Here is a 16,623-nt window from a genome sequence, read left to right as displayed (position 1 = left end):
GGACTTATATGAAGATATATTATCTCTAGGAATCTTACACATGTGTAATCTAAGAGTCACCTCTATGCAAGGTAGCTATGTTATACTATACCCATCGAATGAAAGCCTGTTAAACATGCTTTAGAAAGGTGGATTTTAAAATGAATTTATTGGAAGTAAAGGAATTATACAAAACATACGGGAGCGGGGAGACTGCAGTGGAGGCGCTGAAAAATGTATCTTTTTCTGTCCCGAAGGGTCAGTTTGTAGCCGTGGTGGGTGAATCCGGATCAGGAAAAAGTACACTGCTGAATATGATTGGGGCTCTGGACACGCCTACCTCTGGATGTATTCAGATTGACGGAAGGGAAATTCTGGAGATGGATGATGAAAAGCTTACGATTTTCCGGAGGCGGAATATTGGATTTATATTTCAGGCTTTCAATCTGATTCCGGAGTTAACTGTTGAACAAAATATGATATTTCCCCTGCTTTTGGATTATAAAAAGCCGGATCAGGATTATGTGGAAGAATTGCTGTCGGTTTTGTCTTTAAAAGAAAGACGCAATCATTTACCTCGCCAATTATCCGGCGGACAGCAGCAGCGTGTCGCCATCGGGCGGGCGCTCATTACCCGTCCGATGATGATTCTGGCTGATGAACCAACAGGAAACCTGGATACGCAAAACAGCAGTGAAGTAATTTCCCTGCTTAAGTCAGCATCCAAGCGGTACAGCCAGACGATCCTGATGATTACCCACAACCGCAGTATAGCTTCCACAGCAGATCGGGTATTACGGGTATCGGACGGGGTACTCACTGATTTAGGGGGGTATGCAGAGTGAAAAGCTATCTTGGATTGATTTCTGAATATGCAAAAGTGCATAAAAAGAAGAATCGCTTAACCATCACCTGTATTGCCGTATCCGTACTGTTAGTTGTGGCAGTATTCGGCATGGCTGAAATGAGCGTGAAGACACAAATGAATGAACAGATTAAGACTTATGGTAATTATCATGCTGCGGTTATGAACCCCGATTCTAAAATTGCTACACAGATTGGTGAAAGACCGGATGTGGCAGTTTCCGGCTGGTTTTATGAAATTGAGAGCGGAAAAACCGGAGATGTGGAGGTACGTATTTCCGGCGGCGACGAGGCAATTTCCAGGGAGATGAATATGGAAGCCTCAGAAGGGCGTTTTCCAGAATCTCCGGAAGAAATAATGATGGACAGGTCAGCAATGCAGAAGCTGGGATATTCAGTGGGTGATTCGGCAGATATTACCCTGGCAGATGGAACTGTACGCCAGTTTAAAATTACTGGCATCAGCAGCGATTTTGTTTCCCTGAAGTCTTTTGACCGGCATGCCATTTACCTTACTACAGAAGGAATTTTAAGACTGTCAACTGGTGATGTGTATGGGGTATATTACATCCAGTTTAAAAAAGGTGCCAACATGCGCCAGGCGATACAGGAAATAAAAACAGATTATGGATTGTCCGATGATCAGGTAGGTACGAACCGGGTGCTGCTTGGTTTACTGGGACAGGGAAATGACAGTGGAATGTACCAGTTGTATCTTGTAGCAGGTATTTTGTTTGTGCTGATACTCTGTGCAGGTACTTTTATGATCTCCAGCAGCTTTACAATGCGGGTGACGGAGCGTGTACAGTTTTTCGGGATGATGCGCTGTCTGGGGGCGACGAAAAAGCAGGTAAAACGTTATGTGAGGCTGGAAGGGCTCCGCCTGTGTGCAGTTGGAATTCCAATTGGATTACTGGGTGGTACGCTTATGATGTGGGCGGCATCAGCTTACCTTAAATTTTTTAACGCAGCATTTTTTGCGGAAATGCCACTGTTTCAGATCAGTGTGCCTGCACTTTTAGCGGGTGCGGGTGTTGGTTTTCTGACGGTCATGCTGGCATCTAATACTCCATGTAAAAAAGCAGCAGGAGTTTCGCCTCAGGCAGCACTGACTGGCAGCGTAGGTGGAATGAAAGCAGCCGGAAAAGCGGCAAATACCCGTCTCTTTCATGTGGAGACCGGGATGGGGGTAAACCATGCGTTCCAGAGCGGCAAGAATACATTTTTACTTTCCGGATCATTTGCCATCAGTATTGTTTTATTCCTGTGTTTTACAGTTTTGATCACGTTTATGAACCATGCACTGAATCCCCTTCGGCCTTATGCTCCGGATATCAGTATACTGGCTGAAGAAAATGCACCGTCCATTAAGCATGACCTGGCCAAAGAAATCAGTGAATTGGATGGCGTCAAAAAAACATATGGCCGTATGTTTGCATACAACATTCCGGTAACCGGAAGAGATCACGTCAATACTGCTATGCTGATCTCTCATGAACAGTATCAGTTCGACTGGGTAGAAGATCAGCTGATTGAGGGAAATATAGAAGATGCGAAGGATGGAGACGGAGTTTTGGTCATATACTCGGAGGAACAGAACTGGCATGTGGGTGATTCGATCACCGTAAACTTACCAAAAGGTGAAACTTCATTGCGTGTTGCAGGCATCTTAGCAGATGCCCCTTATGACAGAGCTGCGGGGGAACAGGCTGTAATCTGTTCAGAAAATACGTTTACGTCGTTGACCGGAACCAGTGATTACACCATTATCGATGTACAGGTAAATGCAAATGCCCCCTCTGACCTGGATGAAAAAATCCGCCAAATAGCCGGGGGATCCCAGGTTTCATTGCTGGACAAACGGAGTGCGAACCAGGATGTGCAGGCAGCTTATCTGTCAATGTCGGTATTTGTGTATGGATTCTTAATGGTCATTGCTTTTGTAGCTCTGCTGAATATAGTAAATACAGTAAATGGCAGCGTTTCCAGCCGTATCAACCAATATGGAATGATGCGTGCGGTAGGTATGAGTGCCAGACAATTAAAGCGTATGGTTTGGGCAGAAGCTGCTTCTTATGCAGTGGTAGGAAGTCTGGCAGGATGTATATTAGGTATGTTATGTCACAAAATGGTATTTACCATGATGGTTACTGAAAACTGGGGAGTGGAGTGGCAGCCGCCGTTTCTGGTATTGGGGGTAACAATTGCAGCCTCTGCTCTTACGACATTTATAGCAGTCATTTCACCATCGAAAAAGATTGAGAAGCTGAGTATTGTAAATGTGGTTAATGCCCAGTAATAGAAAATAAATGTCTATATAACCGGTCTGATAGTTTCCAACGAGGACCGGTTATATTGAACTTTTCAAACGGTTTATAAGCTTAAAATATTATTCGTCTGGTAACACCATCTCAGATTGAGCTATAACGGTCACTTTCCCTTTACTGTCATAGATGTTAAAAGAAACCACACTAACGATTATCATAATGATATTTATCACAATTATACTAATAATTATACCTAGTACAATTTATGTTAAAAGTACCGTTGCGGCAAGCAACGCAGATTAACATGAGACGGCTGCAAATGAGCGTAATTATTTTATCATATCTCTTTGGATATTCCTACCGGTTTCTGATTGACAGGATTTTAATGCTATTATAAAATCAACCTATCGGTGGCTTAGTTATTATAGAGGTTAAAATATGGCAAGTTAACTATGCAGATAAGTTATCCTGTAGTTTCTGGAAATTATAAAATAGTGCTGGAATTATTAATAAAAATGAAATATACTGAAAAAAACAAATAGATTGGCATATTATGAGCAGCTCATAATGTGCCAGGTTTTTAAACAGCCTGTTTAAAAGGAGGAAAGTGTGAGAATGAAAACTTGTTATGTAATTGGCATAGCAGGAGGAACTGCCGGCGGGAAGTCTGCTTTTTGTGAGCAGCTTGCGGAATTTCTGGGAAAACAGGGATTAAAGGTAATAGACATACATATGGATGATTATTTCAAACCGGAGACTGAACGCCCTGTTTCTAAATCGCTGGTTAGCGGCAAAGAGTATATAGACGATAACCATCCGGATACTATGGATTTGAAAAGCGTGTATTCAGATCTGCTAATCCATATGGATTCCGGGGGATATGATGTTATTTTGATAGAAGGACTTTTGACGTTATGGGAGAAAAACATATTTGATATGCTTGATTTGAAACTTTATGTGGATTGTCCCGCAGACGAAAGAATCATCCGAAGATTGAGAAGAAACATGTCATGGGGCAAATCCTTTGAAGAAATTGCAGAAGTTTATCTGGAACTGGTCAGGTATCGCCATAATGAATACGTAGAACCGACAAAGTGGAAAGCCGACTTCATAATTAATGGAATGGCTGCTACGGAAAAGGCTGTTATCGGAATTGGACATATCGTTCGGGGTGAATTAGCCGGAGGTGAACAGATTGATTCGAATTGCCATTTGTGATGATGAGTCCGATTCTATTCACAGAAACGAGGAGATTTTACAGGAATGTATTAGCCAGATGAAATGCATTGCAGATATTATCACTTATTCCAATGGAGAGATGCTTTTATCGGATATATTAGAAGATGATTTTTTCTACGATTTGATTTTACTGGATATTGAGATGCCAAATATAAGCGGTATGGAGATTGTGCAGTCTATAAAACCTAAGCTGCCAAATATGCGGGTAATCTTTATCACTTCCCATATTAAGTATGCAATAGATAGTTTTGAGCTATCTATTTTCCGCTATGTGCCAAAAGATGATCTGGAGAAAAGGTTGACGTATGCAGTGACAGATGCTCTGAAATTAATTATGCTGGAGAGTAATAAAAATTATATAGTTTTGACGGCAAATCGTATGGAGAAAGTAAGATTTCAGGATATTCTTTATATTCAGAGAGTTGGAAAGAATTCTGCAATAACGACTTTCCATGGTGTCATAAAGGTGAGGAGAAGTCTTCAGACTGTTCATGAAGAACTGGATTCGGAAGAGTTTATTTTCGTTGAACGGGGATGTATCGTAAATCTGATACAAGTAACGCAAATAAAAAATAGTATGATTTATCTAAAGAATCAAATAGAATTACCAATCAGCAGATCCCATTTACAGGGGGTAAAAATTGCGCTGAATTCCTATTGGGGGAAACGTATATGATGAATTTCGTACTGAAATTTCTGATTTTGTTTATGAATATAGTCCTATGTATCAGCTGGAGTGAAATTTTGTTTACTGAGGAAAAAGGCAGAGCCTTATCATTTCCAAGATGTGCGGCAAGTGCTGGACTCGCTGTCTGTTTATGTCTATGGAAGAGTTTTTTCCAGATCTTTAAAGTGGAACAGCTTATTCTTGTCATAGCTGTTGCGGGATTATCAAAATATTTGTTACGGGTAAAGCCAAGACTTCTAATCTCTTCCGTCTGTTTATGTTTGAGTATAATATATTTGTTTGATACTGTGGTTTGGTTATTGTTAAAAGAATTTTTACAACTATCCCTAATTATGTGTGTATGTATCTGGATCAGCTTAAAAATCTTTTTTTATATCTGGATGTTGCTGTTTCCTGGAAATAAACGCATTTTAAAAGAAATAAAGCCTTACTATAATTCTATTTACGGAACGCCTATAGTTGGTTTTATGGGGATTTCATTTTTGAGTTACAAAACTTTTTCCATAGGTGACAAGTCTACGGTTTTTATTATTTGGGGAATCTTGCTTGCTGTGATCTTTTTGCGGATTTCTCTGGTGTACAGCCATATTAGATATCAAAAAGAAAAGGAATATATTTCAACAATTAATATGCAGAAAGAACTGCTTGAAAAAAACTATTCTGCTCTAAATCAGGCGTACGCTGTTAATGCTAAAATTTTTCATGATTTTCACAGACATTTAGAGATCATGCTGCAAATGGCAAATAAAAGCAAGGACACAGATATGGTAAAATATATTGAAAATCTAAGTGAACCGCTAAAAGAAATTGCGTCTGTTATATGGATCGGGGACGAAACCGTAGATTATATTATTAACAGCAGATATTCAAAGGCTAAAGAAAAAGGTATCCAAATGGAGATGAATATTGAGTTTCCCAATAATACAAATATCCGGCCCAATGATCTATGTACCATACTCTCGAACCTTTTAGACAATGCAATCGAGGCATGTGAAAGAGCGGCAGGAATGGGAACGCAGGAGTCTTCCTTTATTTATCTGACCATCAGACGCATTCAGAATATATTGATTATAAAGTTGGAAAACAGCAGCCTTCAGCCGGAATACAACAGTGATGGGGAACGAAATACAGCAAAAGAAGATAAGACACTGCATGGGTACGGGATGAAAAATATTGAATCGGCTGTTTTAAAATATGATGGGGTGCTGCAGTCCTCATACGAAGAGCACATTTATCGTACGATCATTACACTTTCCTTTGAGGGGGTTAAAATCGGGTAATTCAATATAAATGCTTCTCTATTATAATCACGGATTCCTGATTTTCCCCAATCATTTCAACGGATACTTTATGAACGATGGTACTAAACGAGTCCATATTTTTGAAATCTGGAAATACCATAATTGTTCTTAAGTTCATAAAGTGCTCCGTAACTTTGCATTTGATTATTAGTATTTATTGTATCAGGAATTATTTGTAATACGCAAAAATTCATCTGCCATCGCTTCCGGTGATTCTTTCGCCCCACCTTCCAGCCAGCACAGCACCATGTTGTAAAATGCCCCGGCATGGTAATATAGTTCATATTTCAGGATGGAACTTGCGGGCATATCTCCATGTGCTTCAATCACACAGTCTGTGACCACATCAAGCAGGGAAATTGAAGATTTTGCACGGTGAAAAGCCAGGATAAGTGCTGCGTGTTCTCCATAAAACCGAAACTTGTAACGCATCAGCTCCCAACTATGAAAGTCTTCCACCGGGGAGGGACTTCCCTCGTGGTAGCTGAGTGTCATTTGATGGAGCCCATACTCAACAAGTTCCTCAATTGATTTGAAATTACGATAAAAAGAAGCCCGGGCTACGCCGGAGTCTTTAATTAATTCTGTTACTGTAATTTTAGACCAGTCTTTGTATTGCATGAGGGCAATCAGTGCGGACAGCAGCCGGTCTTTCACTAACTGATTTGCTATTTTTCTCTTGTCCATGAAACATTTCTCCTTATTTTGTATCAGGTTGGATAGTTGACAGGAAGGATTGATGTGATACAATTTATATCATATTAAACGTTTCTATAAATGTCAAGAGGAGGAAAATATGATTTTCTATTTTAGCGGAACCGGGAACAGTCAATTAGCGGCTAAGATGATTGCTGAAACCACCAGTGATGAGATGATTTCCATTAATAACTGTTTGAAGAAGGGTAAAAAAAATACGTTCCAATCAAAAAAGCCCCTGGTGTTTGTAACGCCAACTTATGCCTGGCGTATGCCAAAAGTGGTGGAACAATGGATTGATGAGACTGATTTCGCGGGAAATCGAAATGCCTATTTTGTTCTTACCTGCGATGGCAGCAGCGGAAATGCAAATGCTTACGCAAAAAAGATCTGCAAAGAAAAAAAGATGCAATTTAATGGAATTGCTTCGATCCCTATGCCGGAGAATTATGTGGCGATGTTCCCAACACCTAGTGAACAGGAATGTAAAAATATTGTAGAAGCTGCGAAACCGGCAATTTCAAAACTTGCCATACAGATACAAAAAGGAGAAAAATTCCCGGAACCGGCAATATCGTTTCGAGACAAAATATTAAGCGGTCCGGTTAATGGTATATATTATCCACTCCTTGTACATGACAGGGGATTCACTGCATCCAGTGAATGTATTTCCTGTGGAAAATGCGCCCGCAGGTGCCCTTTAAACAATATTGTTATGATAAATGGCAAACCTTTATGGAAAGGAAATTGTACCCATTGCATGGCATGTATCGCAGGATGTCCGGTAGAGGCTATTGAATATAAGAAGTCTTCAAAAGGCCGGCATCGCCATTACATTATGGAAGAATGAAATAATTAGAAAGTATGATAGGGAAAGGTAGATTGTATTATGAAAGAGCATAGAATTGAGGTAGACACTGCAAAGTGTATCGGATGCGGTATGTGCCGCAGAGATTGTCCGGCAAGCAATATTTCAATTACAAATAAAAAAGCGGTTATTGAATCCCAGGCATGCATCAAGTGCGGGCATTGTGTCGCTGTCTGTCCCAAGGCGGCAGTTTCCATGACGGGTTTTGATGAGCCGCCAATGGAAATTAAAAAGCCCACTGTATTAGATCCGCAGCAATTACTGGATGCTATCAGAACCAGAAGAACCATACGGCAGTTTAAAAATCAGCCGGTTGCTCCAGAAGTGATTGCACAGATTATAGAGGCCGGGCGCTTGACGCCAAGCGGGGAAAATGCACAGGATGTATCCTATATCGTGTTAAAGGACCACATAGAGCGTTATGAAAAAATGGCAGTCCGTTTTTTTAGAAGGCTGCTGCCATTTGCTCGGCTTGTGAATCCCATGGCAAAAAATAAGGAAATTGATGACCACTTCTTCTTTAATAAGGCACCGGCTGTAATTGTGATTGTGGCGAAAGATGAAATAAACGGAGCACTTGCCGCCTCTAACATGGCTCTTATGGCAGAGGCCAACGGATTGGGTGTGCTATACAGCGGCTTCTTCTGCATGGCTGCAAATATGTCCCATTCATTACGCAAGGCACTTGGCTTAAAACGCAAAAACAGAGTTATCGCTACGCTGGTTCTGGGGTATTCGGGAGTAACATATCACCGAACTGCACAGAAAGAGACAGCGAAGATACGTTTTTTGTAGTTTCATACATTTCTATTCATTTCTCACAGTGAAAGACAAGGGAAAGTTAAATTAAGGCTGTTTCAGACAGCCTTTTTTTTATGAATTAATACGGCTCAGATAAAAGCGGAGTACCTGAACCGCTATAGAGCGAATGGCTCTCCACATAAATAAAGTATACAGATAAGCATTATCCCTATAAAATAAGGTTAATTAAGATAAAATAAAAATTAGTTTAAGGTTTATAGGTTATTATATTTATATTAATCAAGTCTTCATGGAATCATACTCTTGATAATTGATCGCCAGTCTTATGAAAAACGAAAAGGAGAGTACAAATGAATGAGAATATTTTAAAACTCTATGAATTTCTAACGGTCTTAACCCCCCTTTTAATCCTTAACATAATAAGAAATAAACAATATAAGAAAAAAGGCATTGCAGGTACAAAGAGTTATTTTGTTCTGCTTCTCCTATTTACATGTTATATTTATGCAGTCTTTTATCTTACCGGGGCAGGTACGCTGTTCGATTTAAAGATGTATGGAATAGAGGTACGGGCAAATGAGGTCAATTTATTACCATTTTCTAAGAATATAGATCTCTCGGGTTATCTGCTGAATATCCTGCTGTTTGTTCCGCTTGGATTTTTGATGCCTGTCATATGGCCGAAAACCGGGAAGTTCCCGCATATGCTGTTATATGGATTTTGTTTTTCCCTGCTGATTGAGATCAGCCAGTTGTGCAACCATAGGCGAACGGATGTGGATGATCTGATTATGAATACACTTGGTACAATCTTAGGTTATCTATTATTTTTATTCTTTATTAAAATTACTAAATGGGATCATAAGCGTTCAGATTATAGCAGATACGAACCGATTATCTATATGGGTGTTATGTTTCTTGGAAGGTTTTTATTATTTAATGAGTTTGGATTAGTGAAGATACTTTACAATATCTGATCTGGCTTTCATTTTGTAATTAACAGAGGAGGGAAAATAATGGATAGTAAAATTTTATTAGTTGATGATGAAAAAGATATAACAGATCTAATAGAGGAAGTCTTAAAAGGTGATGGATTTCGAAATATAAGAAAGGCATATAACGGCAGGGACGCCGTGAACCTGTGCAAATGTTTTGAACCGGACGTGGTCATACTTGATATTATGCTGCCGGATTTGGACGGTATCGAAGTATGTAAGCAAATCCGCAGTTTTTCTTATTGCTCTATTTTATTTTTATCTTCTAAAAATGATGATATAGACAAGATACTGGGATTATCCAACGGCGGAGATGACTATATTACAAAGCCGTTCAGCCCCAGAGAAATCTCTTTCCGTGTGCAGGCACAATTACGCAGGCAGCGATATTGCGCCTGCACTTCTAAGGCAAATCATATGGTATATACGGCGGGTGGACTGAGTGTGGATATGGAATGCAACCATGCCTATAATTCAGGAAAAGAACTGAATTTAACGGGAAGGGAATTCTTACTGCTTTCATTTCTTGTACAAAATAAGAATAAAATCATAAGCAAAGAACGCCTTTATGAGCAGATCTGGGGTGAATACAGCAGTATTTGTGATAATACGATAATGGTCCATATCAGGCATCTGAGAGAAAAAATAGAAACAAACCCTTCAGAACCAAAGCAATTGATTACGATAAAAGGGTTAGGATATAAACTTCTGGAAAGAGTGGAATAGATGGGGAAATCTGGTTATAGAACAATATTGCGGACGTACGTTGCCTTTTTTCTTGTCATTTTTATTCTGATGCTAGCCGGAATAGGCATTTGCGATTCCCTGATTACGGTCCGGCAGCCAAATGGTACATATATCAGGAGCGATTTTCCAAAAACATATACGGAAGATTTTGCGGATCAGATTATTTTTATTAATGATAAACCACGTATAAAACAATCCGCAATGGTACAGCTTCAGGAACAGAAATTGTGGATGCAGGTATTGGACGGGGAGGGGAACAGGGTTTATGGTTTCCAGGAACCGGAAAATCAGCAAAATCATTATACCAATGCGGAACTGTTGAGATTATCCGGTCAGGGATATGTAACAGATGGAACGGTATATCTGGGAACCGTAACAAACAAGACGGATGAGTTTATTTACATCATACATTTTCCTGTTTCCATCTCAACTGTAACGATGTTTCTTGATGGGAGCAAATTTACTGGGGGAAAAACGATTATACTTTCTGCAGCAGGTATTTGTTTTTAATCATATTGATTTCCGGAATCGGATATGGGTATTGGGTAACGAAATTCATTTCCAGGATAACAGTGGCAGTGGGTGATATTGCAAAGAGGGAGTATCTGCCCATTAAAAAGAATGGAACATTTTCGGATGTTTATAAGAGCTTGAATACCCTTGATGAACAAGTTCATGCCAGTGATGCGATACAGAAGAAAACAGATATCATGCGGGAAGAGTGGATTACAAATATAACCCATGACTTGAAAACGCCGCTGGCACCAATCAAAGGATATGCGGAACTTCTGGCACATGACGGGCAACTTCCTTCTCAGGTACAAATACAAAAATATGCTTCTATTATGCTTCGGAATATAGAATATGCAAACACGCTGGTTAATGATTTGAAGTTAACGTATCAACTGGAAAATGGGATGCTGCCCTTTCAACGGCAAAATGATAATCTGATCAGATTTCTAAAGGAGTTATCCATAGATATTTTAAACTCACCTGAATATGCATCCAATGCAATTGTTTTTGACAGTGGTATTTCCGACCTGAGATTTGACTTTGATCATCAACTGTTGAAGAGGGCATTTAGCAATCTGATTATAAATGCATTTGTACATGGAAACTGCAATACGAAAGTGGAGATACATATTACAATAGATGAAAATATCGGGATTCTCCTTTCCGATGACGGAGAGGGTATGACGGAGGAACAAGTGTCCAATCTGTTTCAGCGGTATTACCGGGGAACCAATACAGCGCAAAAGACGGAAGGTACCGGACTGGGTCTGGCAATAGCCAGGCAGATCGTAGAAATACATGGAGGAACAATTATCGTGAAAAGTTCGCTGGGAACAGGTACAGTGTTTCATATTTCTTTTCCGAAATATTAGAAAAGCTGGGTATTAAGGATAAATAAGGTTCAATGAAAGTGTGATTAAGGTTGACAGGTTATCATGTATTTATGGTAGCTGTCAACCTTTTTTCTGTTGAAGGTGAAACCTATTTTTTAAAAATTTTAGAACGACAAAAAATTGAAAATTAGAGAGAAAGCAGGTGTAAAATTGAAAATTATTTTAAAGTATGTTTTCACGAATGTAAAAGAACGTAAAACCAGAACCGCAGTTATGCTGCTATCCATTGTATTGTCAACCATGTTGCTGTTTGTTTCATTTTCTATCGGTTCCTCTTACGAAAGTGCCCAAAGAAAAATGGCAAGGGGAAAGGCTGGAACGGCAACTATATCGGTCCAAAGTGCGGATTCAGGCGTATTAGCCAGAATGGAAGATATCCCTGATTTAGATGAGATACAATCAATAGCAGGAATATTAGAGAGTTCGGCTATTTACCATAAAAATGGCTATTTTGAATCTTTTGACCTGATCTCGTCGGATTTGGAACAATTGAAACAGATTAATGAACCGCGCTTGTTAAATGGTAATGAGATCTCTGATTTTACAGGAGACAAAATTATTTTGCCGGATCGTTTTACATCAAAGTATAACATAAATCAGGGGGATTCCATCACTTTGGATATCAGAGGAAAATCCTATACATTTGAAGTGGCGGACATTGCGGCATATGATACCGTATTTTTAAGACACACCCGTGGCACAACTGCATTGCTGCCCTGGGGTACCCTGGCTGAGATAATGAAGCAAGCCGGCGGCTATACGGAAATTTTGATTGAACAAAAAGAAGGTATTGACACAGAAAGTCTGATCAATAAATTGTCAGAACAGCTTCCCACTGGAAAATATCGAGTCAGCAATACGGTAAATGAAGCTCAGATTGTCTCCGGTGCCAGACAGAAAACAATGCCATTCTTTTTAATCAGCTTCTTTTCATTGACGATGAGCGTTTTTATTATCTTCAGCAGTTATAAAGTGATTACATTAGAGCGCCTTCCAATCATAGGAACTTTTCGCAGCATTGGAGCAAATGAGAAAACTGTCAAGAAAATTCTTATGATGGAAAGTATCCTGTATGGGTGTTTCGGAGGATTACTTGGGATTCCTAGTGGTATTGTGGTACTTAATATTATGCTGCAAGGATTGGGCCAGTCGCTGGATCAGGGAATATCTATACCTGCGGTAATAGCGCCTGTGGGAGTTGTGGTATCTGTAGCAGTTTCTATTATTGCATCATTGCTCAGTGCATATATACCGGTCAAACGCGCCAGCCGTCTTCCAATAAAGGATGTGGTTTTAGGAACAGTAGAGGAAAAGAATGTTTCAAACAGTACAGTTTTAATTTTGGGCATTGTTATGCTAATTGCATCTGTTATACTGCCGCAAATAGCAACGGGCAATGCGCTATATATAGCTGGCGGATTTTCTCTGCTGGGATTAATAGCGGCTGCTATTATACTCATCCCGCTGTTTACCGATCTGGCATCCGCATTTTTTGAGATAATTTACGAAAAAATATGGGGAAACGAGGGAAAACTTGCTGCCAGGAATATGAAGAAGAATAAAAATATCACACAGAATATTACGTTACTGTTTATCAGTATTTCAGCAGTAATTGCAATCAGTGTAGTGGGGGATTTTGTTAAGACTTATGTAGGAGATGTGTTTCGTGATGCCGAATTGCAGGGGTTTGCAGATGGTGAAATGAATCAGGAATTTATAGATCAGGTAGAACAGATGGAGGGGATTGAAAAAGTATTGCCTCTTTATGTGATGGATCATGAAATTTCCTGCAAAAATATGACATTTACAAGGGTAGAAGGCACCGATGACATTGAGACATATAGCTCCATGTTAGCGATCAATTATACAGATCCGGAAATGAAGGAACAGGCGGCAGAAGCATTTAGAGAGAAGCGGTCAATCATTTTAAATGAAGATACCATTAAGGTGCTGGACTGTGATGTTGGTGATACAATTCAGCTGTCAAACGGAAATAGAGATGTACCGTATACAATTGCCGGCAGTTTTAAATCCCGCGCAAGCGATGTTCAGGCTGTAATACCATCCGCTTATGCAGCTGAGGATTTTAGCCAGTCCGTCTTTGGATTTATGGCGTATACTGCAGCCGATCCGGATGCCATTATGATTCAGGTGAGAGAACTATTCGGCGATACATGGAACTGGAGCCGGACGGTTGAAGAATTTAATAATGATTCGCTAAGCACCATCGGCGGATTCTTAGCGCCTATGAACTATATGACTTATTTTATACTCTTGCTTGCGGCAATCGGCATCATAAATAATCTGTTGATTAACTATATACAAAAGCGGCGGTCTATCGCCATGTATAAGTCTGTGGGGCAAAGTAACAGGCAAAATATTAAAATGACGATGATTGAAGGACTTACTTCCGGATTTCTGGGGGCAGTCATTGGAATGGCCATATCCGCAATGGAAATTCAGACAATTTTCATAGTTGCGGGTCCAAAGATTTCCATGATGCCCAAGCTGGATTTTAAAACATTTCTTCTGGCTGGAATCTTAGGAATCGCTGTTACTCTCATTGGCTCGGCAGTGCCGATTATAAAAAGCAAGAACATGAAAATAGTAGAAGAGATAAAATTTGAATAACAACTTACCAGGAGGTATCATCATGAGCAGGAAATATCAAAACAAGGCAATTGAAGCAGTAGACGTTATAAAGGAATTTCAAGTTGGAGGTACAACAAACAGGATTTTAAAAAGTCTGTCTTTAGAGGTGATGCAGGGAGAATTTGTATCTATCATGGGGCAGTCCGGTTCAGGAAAAAGTACTCTATTATATATTCTGGGCGGTCTGGATAAGCCATCAAAGGGAAAAGTGCTGATGAACGGGACCGATATCTCTCATTTTAATGATGACAAAATGAGTATAATCCGGCGCAGAAATATAGGATTTGTATTTCAGTTTTATAATCTGATACCAAATCTGAATGTGGAGGAAAATATTATGCTGCCGCTTTTACTGGACGGTAAAAAAATGAAAGAATATAAAGGGCAGTTAGATAAAATATTAGGGATCGTGGGACTGGATGACAGGCGGAAACATACACCCCGGGAACTGTCAGGAGGCCAGCAGCAGCGTGTGGCTATTGCACGTGCTTTAATCGGAAACCCAGAAATTCTGTTTGCCGATGAACCTACCGGGAACCTGGACAGTAAAACGGGGGCGGAAATTATGGAGCTGCTGAGAGAAATAAACCATAAAATCGGTCAGACTATTATTATGGTAACGCATTCACAGGAAGCGGCCAGGTGCAGTGACCGGATTATAATGGTGCAGGACGGGGTGATCGTGGAAAATAGCTGACTTTCAGAAATACGAATCTTTCCATGCAGGATTGAGGAATCAGGTTTTCACCTGCTCTCTGTCTAAAACCGGCATAACTGCATGCAGATAGGGAACGGCAAATTCTTCCGTTAAGATCCAGTCCGCTACCTTATCTTTGGTCAGGATAACAGGCATGCGGTTATGAATGTCAGCCATGGAATTGTTTGCCTCTGTGGTCAGGATGACAAACCGTTTTTCTTCTTTAAATACATTGTAGATTCCCGCCATATAAAGCGTTTTTTGCCCGGGAAGGGTAAAACGATATTTTCTCTTACTGCCATCCTGGGCCCATTCATAGAAACCGGTACTGGGGACGACACATCTTCTGGAATGGAGACTTTCCCGAAAGGTTCTTTTTTCTTCAGCCGTTTCAGACCTGGCATTGATAATGACTCCCTTTGTTCTGAAGTTCGGAAAGCCCCATATTGAAAGATCGGTATCAATTTGACTGTTTTCGGCTTTTAAAACAGGTGCTGTATTAGTTGGGAATATTTCACCCCGCTTCATATTATTTTCCGGATACCTTGCAGTTATATTCTGCACAATTCTCATGATTTCCTGATTGTCCTCTTCTGTAAACAAACTATATCTTCCACACATTAAAATTTTCCCTCCACAAACCAATTTGGATTTTCATAAAACAGATAAGCCTGGTGCCCGCCGATAGCTATGGTATACCGCATACCCTGACCACCGGCTTTTAGAGAAGCCGCCCGTCTGATATCTATAATTTTGTCGATGGTATATATATGGCCATCTTCCCACAGGATACTCAGCGGTGTAATGGTACCGTCTGTTCCAAAGCGGGCAGTTACTTCTACAAATATTTTCTTTGTCATACGTTTACCTCAATATAGAGCGTGTTGTGTTATCGCTGTTCAGTTCTGCTATACGCCTTCCAAACCAATGCCCTGGTCCGCCCCCTTCTCTTTCCGAGATAGCATTCGTTGATACAAAGCTGGTTTTCTCAGCATGATGGCCCCCCGGGGTTGTGGCATGCCGGACACGATTGGTGTAAAGCAACTGATATTGAGAACGGAATTTGTTTTTCATTCTGTAACCAGAAAAAGGAGCAAACTTCCATCTTCTTTTACGCAAACAGCCGAAACGTACTGCGCAGCATCCAATAAAGAACAGACTGCCACAGCCCAGGGGCTCCAACCCGCTGAGAAAACCAGCTTTGTATCAACGAATGCTATCTCGGAAAGATGGGTGTGGGAAACTGGTATGGGCGGAGGAAGCGTAGAGCAGAGCTGAGTATTTACTTACCTTTCCGGAGTGTTTTTTGGCGGTATAGTATTCGACTGGCTCCCATCGGATACTAAGCGGGTACTGAACCGAGAAATGCATCAGGATTTCTCGGTGAATACCCGCGTGCCSRCCAAAAAGCGACTTCGGAAAGGTTAGAAAATACCAGTTCTGCGSCCAGCTGACGGAGCCC

General features: G+C 40.3%; 18 protein-coding genes. 14 read left to right on the top strand and 4 right to left on the bottom strand.

Annotated elements, in window-relative coordinates; translation table 11 throughout:
• Positions 1 to 140: 140 nt before the first annotated feature.
• The 5 genes from RHS_RS17450 (at position 141) to RHS_RS17430 (ending at position 6,317) form a co-directional block, all read left to right on the top strand.
• Positions 141 to 824 (top strand): ABC transporter ATP-binding protein, encoded by a 684-nt coding sequence (locus RHS_RS17450; protein WP_027292104.1) that lies wholly within the window; start codon positions 141 to 143, stop codon positions 822 to 824.
• The gene (locus RHS_RS17445; protein ID WP_047833895.1) at positions 821 to 3,142 is read left to right on the top strand and encodes an FtsX-like permease family protein; all 2,322 of its coding nucleotides are present in this window, start codon (positions 821 to 823) and stop codon (positions 3,140 to 3,142) included. The genes RHS_RS17450 and RHS_RS17445 overlap by 4 nt, the downstream gene beginning before the upstream one ends.
• A gap of 583 nt (positions 3,143 to 3,725) precedes the next feature.
• Positions 3,726 to 4,328, top strand: coding sequence for a uridine kinase (locus RHS_RS17440; protein ID WP_395022805.1), 603 nt, complete (start codon positions 3,726 to 3,728; stop codon positions 4,326 to 4,328).
• Entirely contained in the window at positions 4,297 to 5,025 is a 729-nt protein-coding gene (locus RHS_RS17435) for a LytR/AlgR family response regulator transcription factor (protein WP_395018596.1), read from the top strand. Before RHS_RS17440 ends, RHS_RS17435 begins: the two co-directional genes overlap by 32 nt.
• 494 nt (positions 5,026 to 5,519) lie before the next feature.
• A complete protein-coding gene (locus RHS_RS17430) occupies positions 5,520 to 6,317 on the top strand; it encodes an ATP-binding protein (RefSeq protein ID WP_395022803.1) in 798 nt (265 codons plus the stop codon).
• Between the two features lies 1 nt (position 6,318).
• Here the strand turns inward: RHS_RS17430 and RHS_RS31280 are convergent, their stop codons facing one another.
• The gene (locus RHS_RS31280; RefSeq protein WP_156042714.1) at positions 6,319 to 6,456 is read right to left on the bottom strand and encodes a hypothetical protein; all 138 of its coding nucleotides are present in this window, start codon (positions 6,454 to 6,456) and stop codon (positions 6,319 to 6,321) included.
• 44 nt (positions 6,457 to 6,500) lie between these two features.
• Positions 6,501 to 7,025, bottom strand: coding sequence for a TetR/AcrR family transcriptional regulator (locus RHS_RS17425; protein WP_047833893.1), 525 nt, complete (start codon positions 7,023 to 7,025; stop codon positions 6,501 to 6,503).
• Positions 7,026 to 7,134: 109 nt separating this feature from the next.
• Between RHS_RS17425 and RHS_RS17420 the strand changes: the two genes are divergently transcribed.
• The 8 genes from RHS_RS17420 (at position 7,135) to RHS_RS17390 (ending at position 15,161) form a co-directional block, all read left to right on the top strand.
• Positions 7,135 to 7,884 (top strand): EFR1 family ferrodoxin, encoded by a 750-nt coding sequence (locus tag RHS_RS17420; RefSeq protein ID WP_047833892.1) that lies wholly within the window; start codon positions 7,135 to 7,137, stop codon positions 7,882 to 7,884.
• Between the two features lie 39 nt (positions 7,885 to 7,923).
• A complete protein-coding gene (locus tag RHS_RS17415) occupies positions 7,924 to 8,697 on the top strand; it encodes a nitroreductase family protein (RefSeq protein WP_047833891.1) in 774 nt (257 codons plus the stop codon).
• A 317-nt stretch (positions 8,698 to 9,014) separates the two neighbouring features.
• The gene (locus RHS_RS17410; protein ID WP_395022800.1) at positions 9,015 to 9,641 is read left to right on the top strand and encodes a VanZ family protein; all 627 of its coding nucleotides are present in this window, start codon (positions 9,015 to 9,017) and stop codon (positions 9,639 to 9,641) included.
• 39 nt (positions 9,642 to 9,680) lie between these two features.
• Positions 9,681 to 10,385, top strand: coding sequence for a response regulator transcription factor (locus tag RHS_RS17405; protein WP_047833890.1), 705 nt, complete (start codon positions 9,681 to 9,683; stop codon positions 10,383 to 10,385).
• Positions 10,386 to 10,916 (top strand): hypothetical protein, encoded by a 531-nt coding sequence (locus tag RHS_RS31275; protein ID WP_395022798.1) that lies wholly within the window; start codon positions 10,386 to 10,388, stop codon positions 10,914 to 10,916.
• Positions 10,907 to 11,791, top strand: a complete 885-nt coding sequence (locus tag RHS_RS31270; protein ID WP_395022796.1) for a sensor histidine kinase — start codon at positions 10,907 to 10,909, stop codon at positions 11,789 to 11,791. The genes RHS_RS31275 and RHS_RS31270 overlap by 10 nt, the downstream gene beginning before the upstream one ends.
• Positions 11,792 to 11,962: 171 nt before the next feature.
• Positions 11,963 to 14,443 (top strand): FtsX-like permease family protein, encoded by a 2,481-nt coding sequence (locus RHS_RS17395; protein ID WP_395022794.1) that lies wholly within the window; start codon positions 11,963 to 11,965, stop codon positions 14,441 to 14,443.
• Positions 14,444 to 14,465: 22 nt separating this feature from the next.
• A complete protein-coding gene (locus RHS_RS17390; RefSeq protein WP_027292094.1) occupies positions 14,466 to 15,161 on the top strand; it encodes an ABC transporter ATP-binding protein in 696 nt (231 codons plus the stop codon).
• A 39-nt stretch (positions 15,162 to 15,200) separates the two neighbouring features.
• Here RHS_RS17390 and RHS_RS17385 read toward each other — a convergent pair whose 3' ends face one another.
• Entirely contained in the window at positions 15,201 to 15,782 is a 582-nt protein-coding gene (locus tag RHS_RS17385; protein ID WP_047833889.1) for an SOS response-associated peptidase, read from the bottom strand.
• Positions 15,782 to 16,021, bottom strand: coding sequence for a hypothetical protein (locus tag RHS_RS17380; protein WP_027292092.1), 240 nt, complete (start codon positions 16,019 to 16,021; stop codon positions 15,782 to 15,784). Before RHS_RS17380 ends, RHS_RS17385 begins: the two co-directional genes overlap by 1 nt.
• A 157-nt stretch (positions 16,022 to 16,178) precedes the next feature.
• Between RHS_RS17380 and RHS_RS17375 the strand changes: the two genes are divergently transcribed.
• Positions 16,179 to 16,439, top strand: a complete 261-nt coding sequence (locus tag RHS_RS17375) for a hypothetical protein (protein ID WP_395022791.1) — start codon at positions 16,179 to 16,181, stop codon at positions 16,437 to 16,439.
• Positions 16,440 to 16,623: the final 184 nt, after the last annotated feature.

The organism is Robinsoniella sp. RHS, assembly GCF_001029355.1.
Lineage (GTDB): Bacteria > Bacillota > Clostridia > Lachnospirales > Lachnospiraceae > Robinsoniella > Robinsoniella peoriensis.
The sequence above is the reverse complement of the archived record's forward strand: the minus strand, read 5'-3'. Positions and strand labels throughout refer to the sequence as shown.

Bases quoted from the DNA above. Each gene is read 5' to 3' on its own strand.
- RHS_RS17380 (WP_027292092.1), bottom strand. From the start codon at position 16,021: ATGACAAAGAAAATATTTGTAGAAGTAACTGCCCGCTTTGGAACAGAC.
- RHS_RS17405 (WP_047833890.1), top strand. From the start codon at position 9,681: ATGGATAGTAAAATTTTATTAGTTGATGATGAAAAAGATATAACAGAT.
- RHS_RS17415 (WP_047833891.1), top strand. From the start codon at position 7,924: ATGAAAGAGCATAGAATTGAGGTAGACACTGCAAAGTGTATCGGATGC.
- RHS_RS17375 (WP_395022791.1), top strand. From the start codon at position 16,179: ATGCCGGACACGATTGGTGTAAAGCAACTGATATTGAGAACGGAATTT.
- RHS_RS31275 (WP_395022798.1), top strand. From the start codon at position 10,386: ATGGGGAAATCTGGTTATAGAACAATATTGCGGACGTACGTTGCCTTT.
- RHS_RS17440 (WP_395022805.1), top strand. From the start codon at position 3,726: ATGAAAACTTGTTATGTAATTGGCATAGCAGGAGGAACTGCCGGCGGG.
- RHS_RS17390 (WP_027292094.1), top strand. From the start codon at position 14,466: ATGAGCAGGAAATATCAAAACAAGGCAATTGAAGCAGTAGACGTTATA.
- RHS_RS17410 (WP_395022800.1), top strand. From the start codon at position 9,015: ATGAATGAGAATATTTTAAAACTCTATGAATTTCTAACGGTCTTAACC.
- RHS_RS17385 (WP_047833889.1), bottom strand. From the start codon at position 15,782: ATGTGTGGAAGATATAGTTTGTTTACAGAAGAGGACAATCAGGAAATC.
- RHS_RS31280 (WP_156042714.1), bottom strand. From the start codon at position 6,456: ATGAACTTAAGAACAATTATGGTATTTCCAGATTTCAAAAATATGGAC.
- RHS_RS17450 (WP_027292104.1), top strand. From the start codon at position 141: ATGAATTTATTGGAAGTAAAGGAATTATACAAAACATACGGGAGCGGG.
- RHS_RS17420 (WP_047833892.1), top strand. From the start codon at position 7,135: ATGATTTTCTATTTTAGCGGAACCGGGAACAGTCAATTAGCGGCTAAG.
- RHS_RS17425 (WP_047833893.1), bottom strand. From the start codon at position 7,025: ATGGACAAGAGAAAAATAGCAAATCAGTTAGTGAAAGACCGGCTGCTG.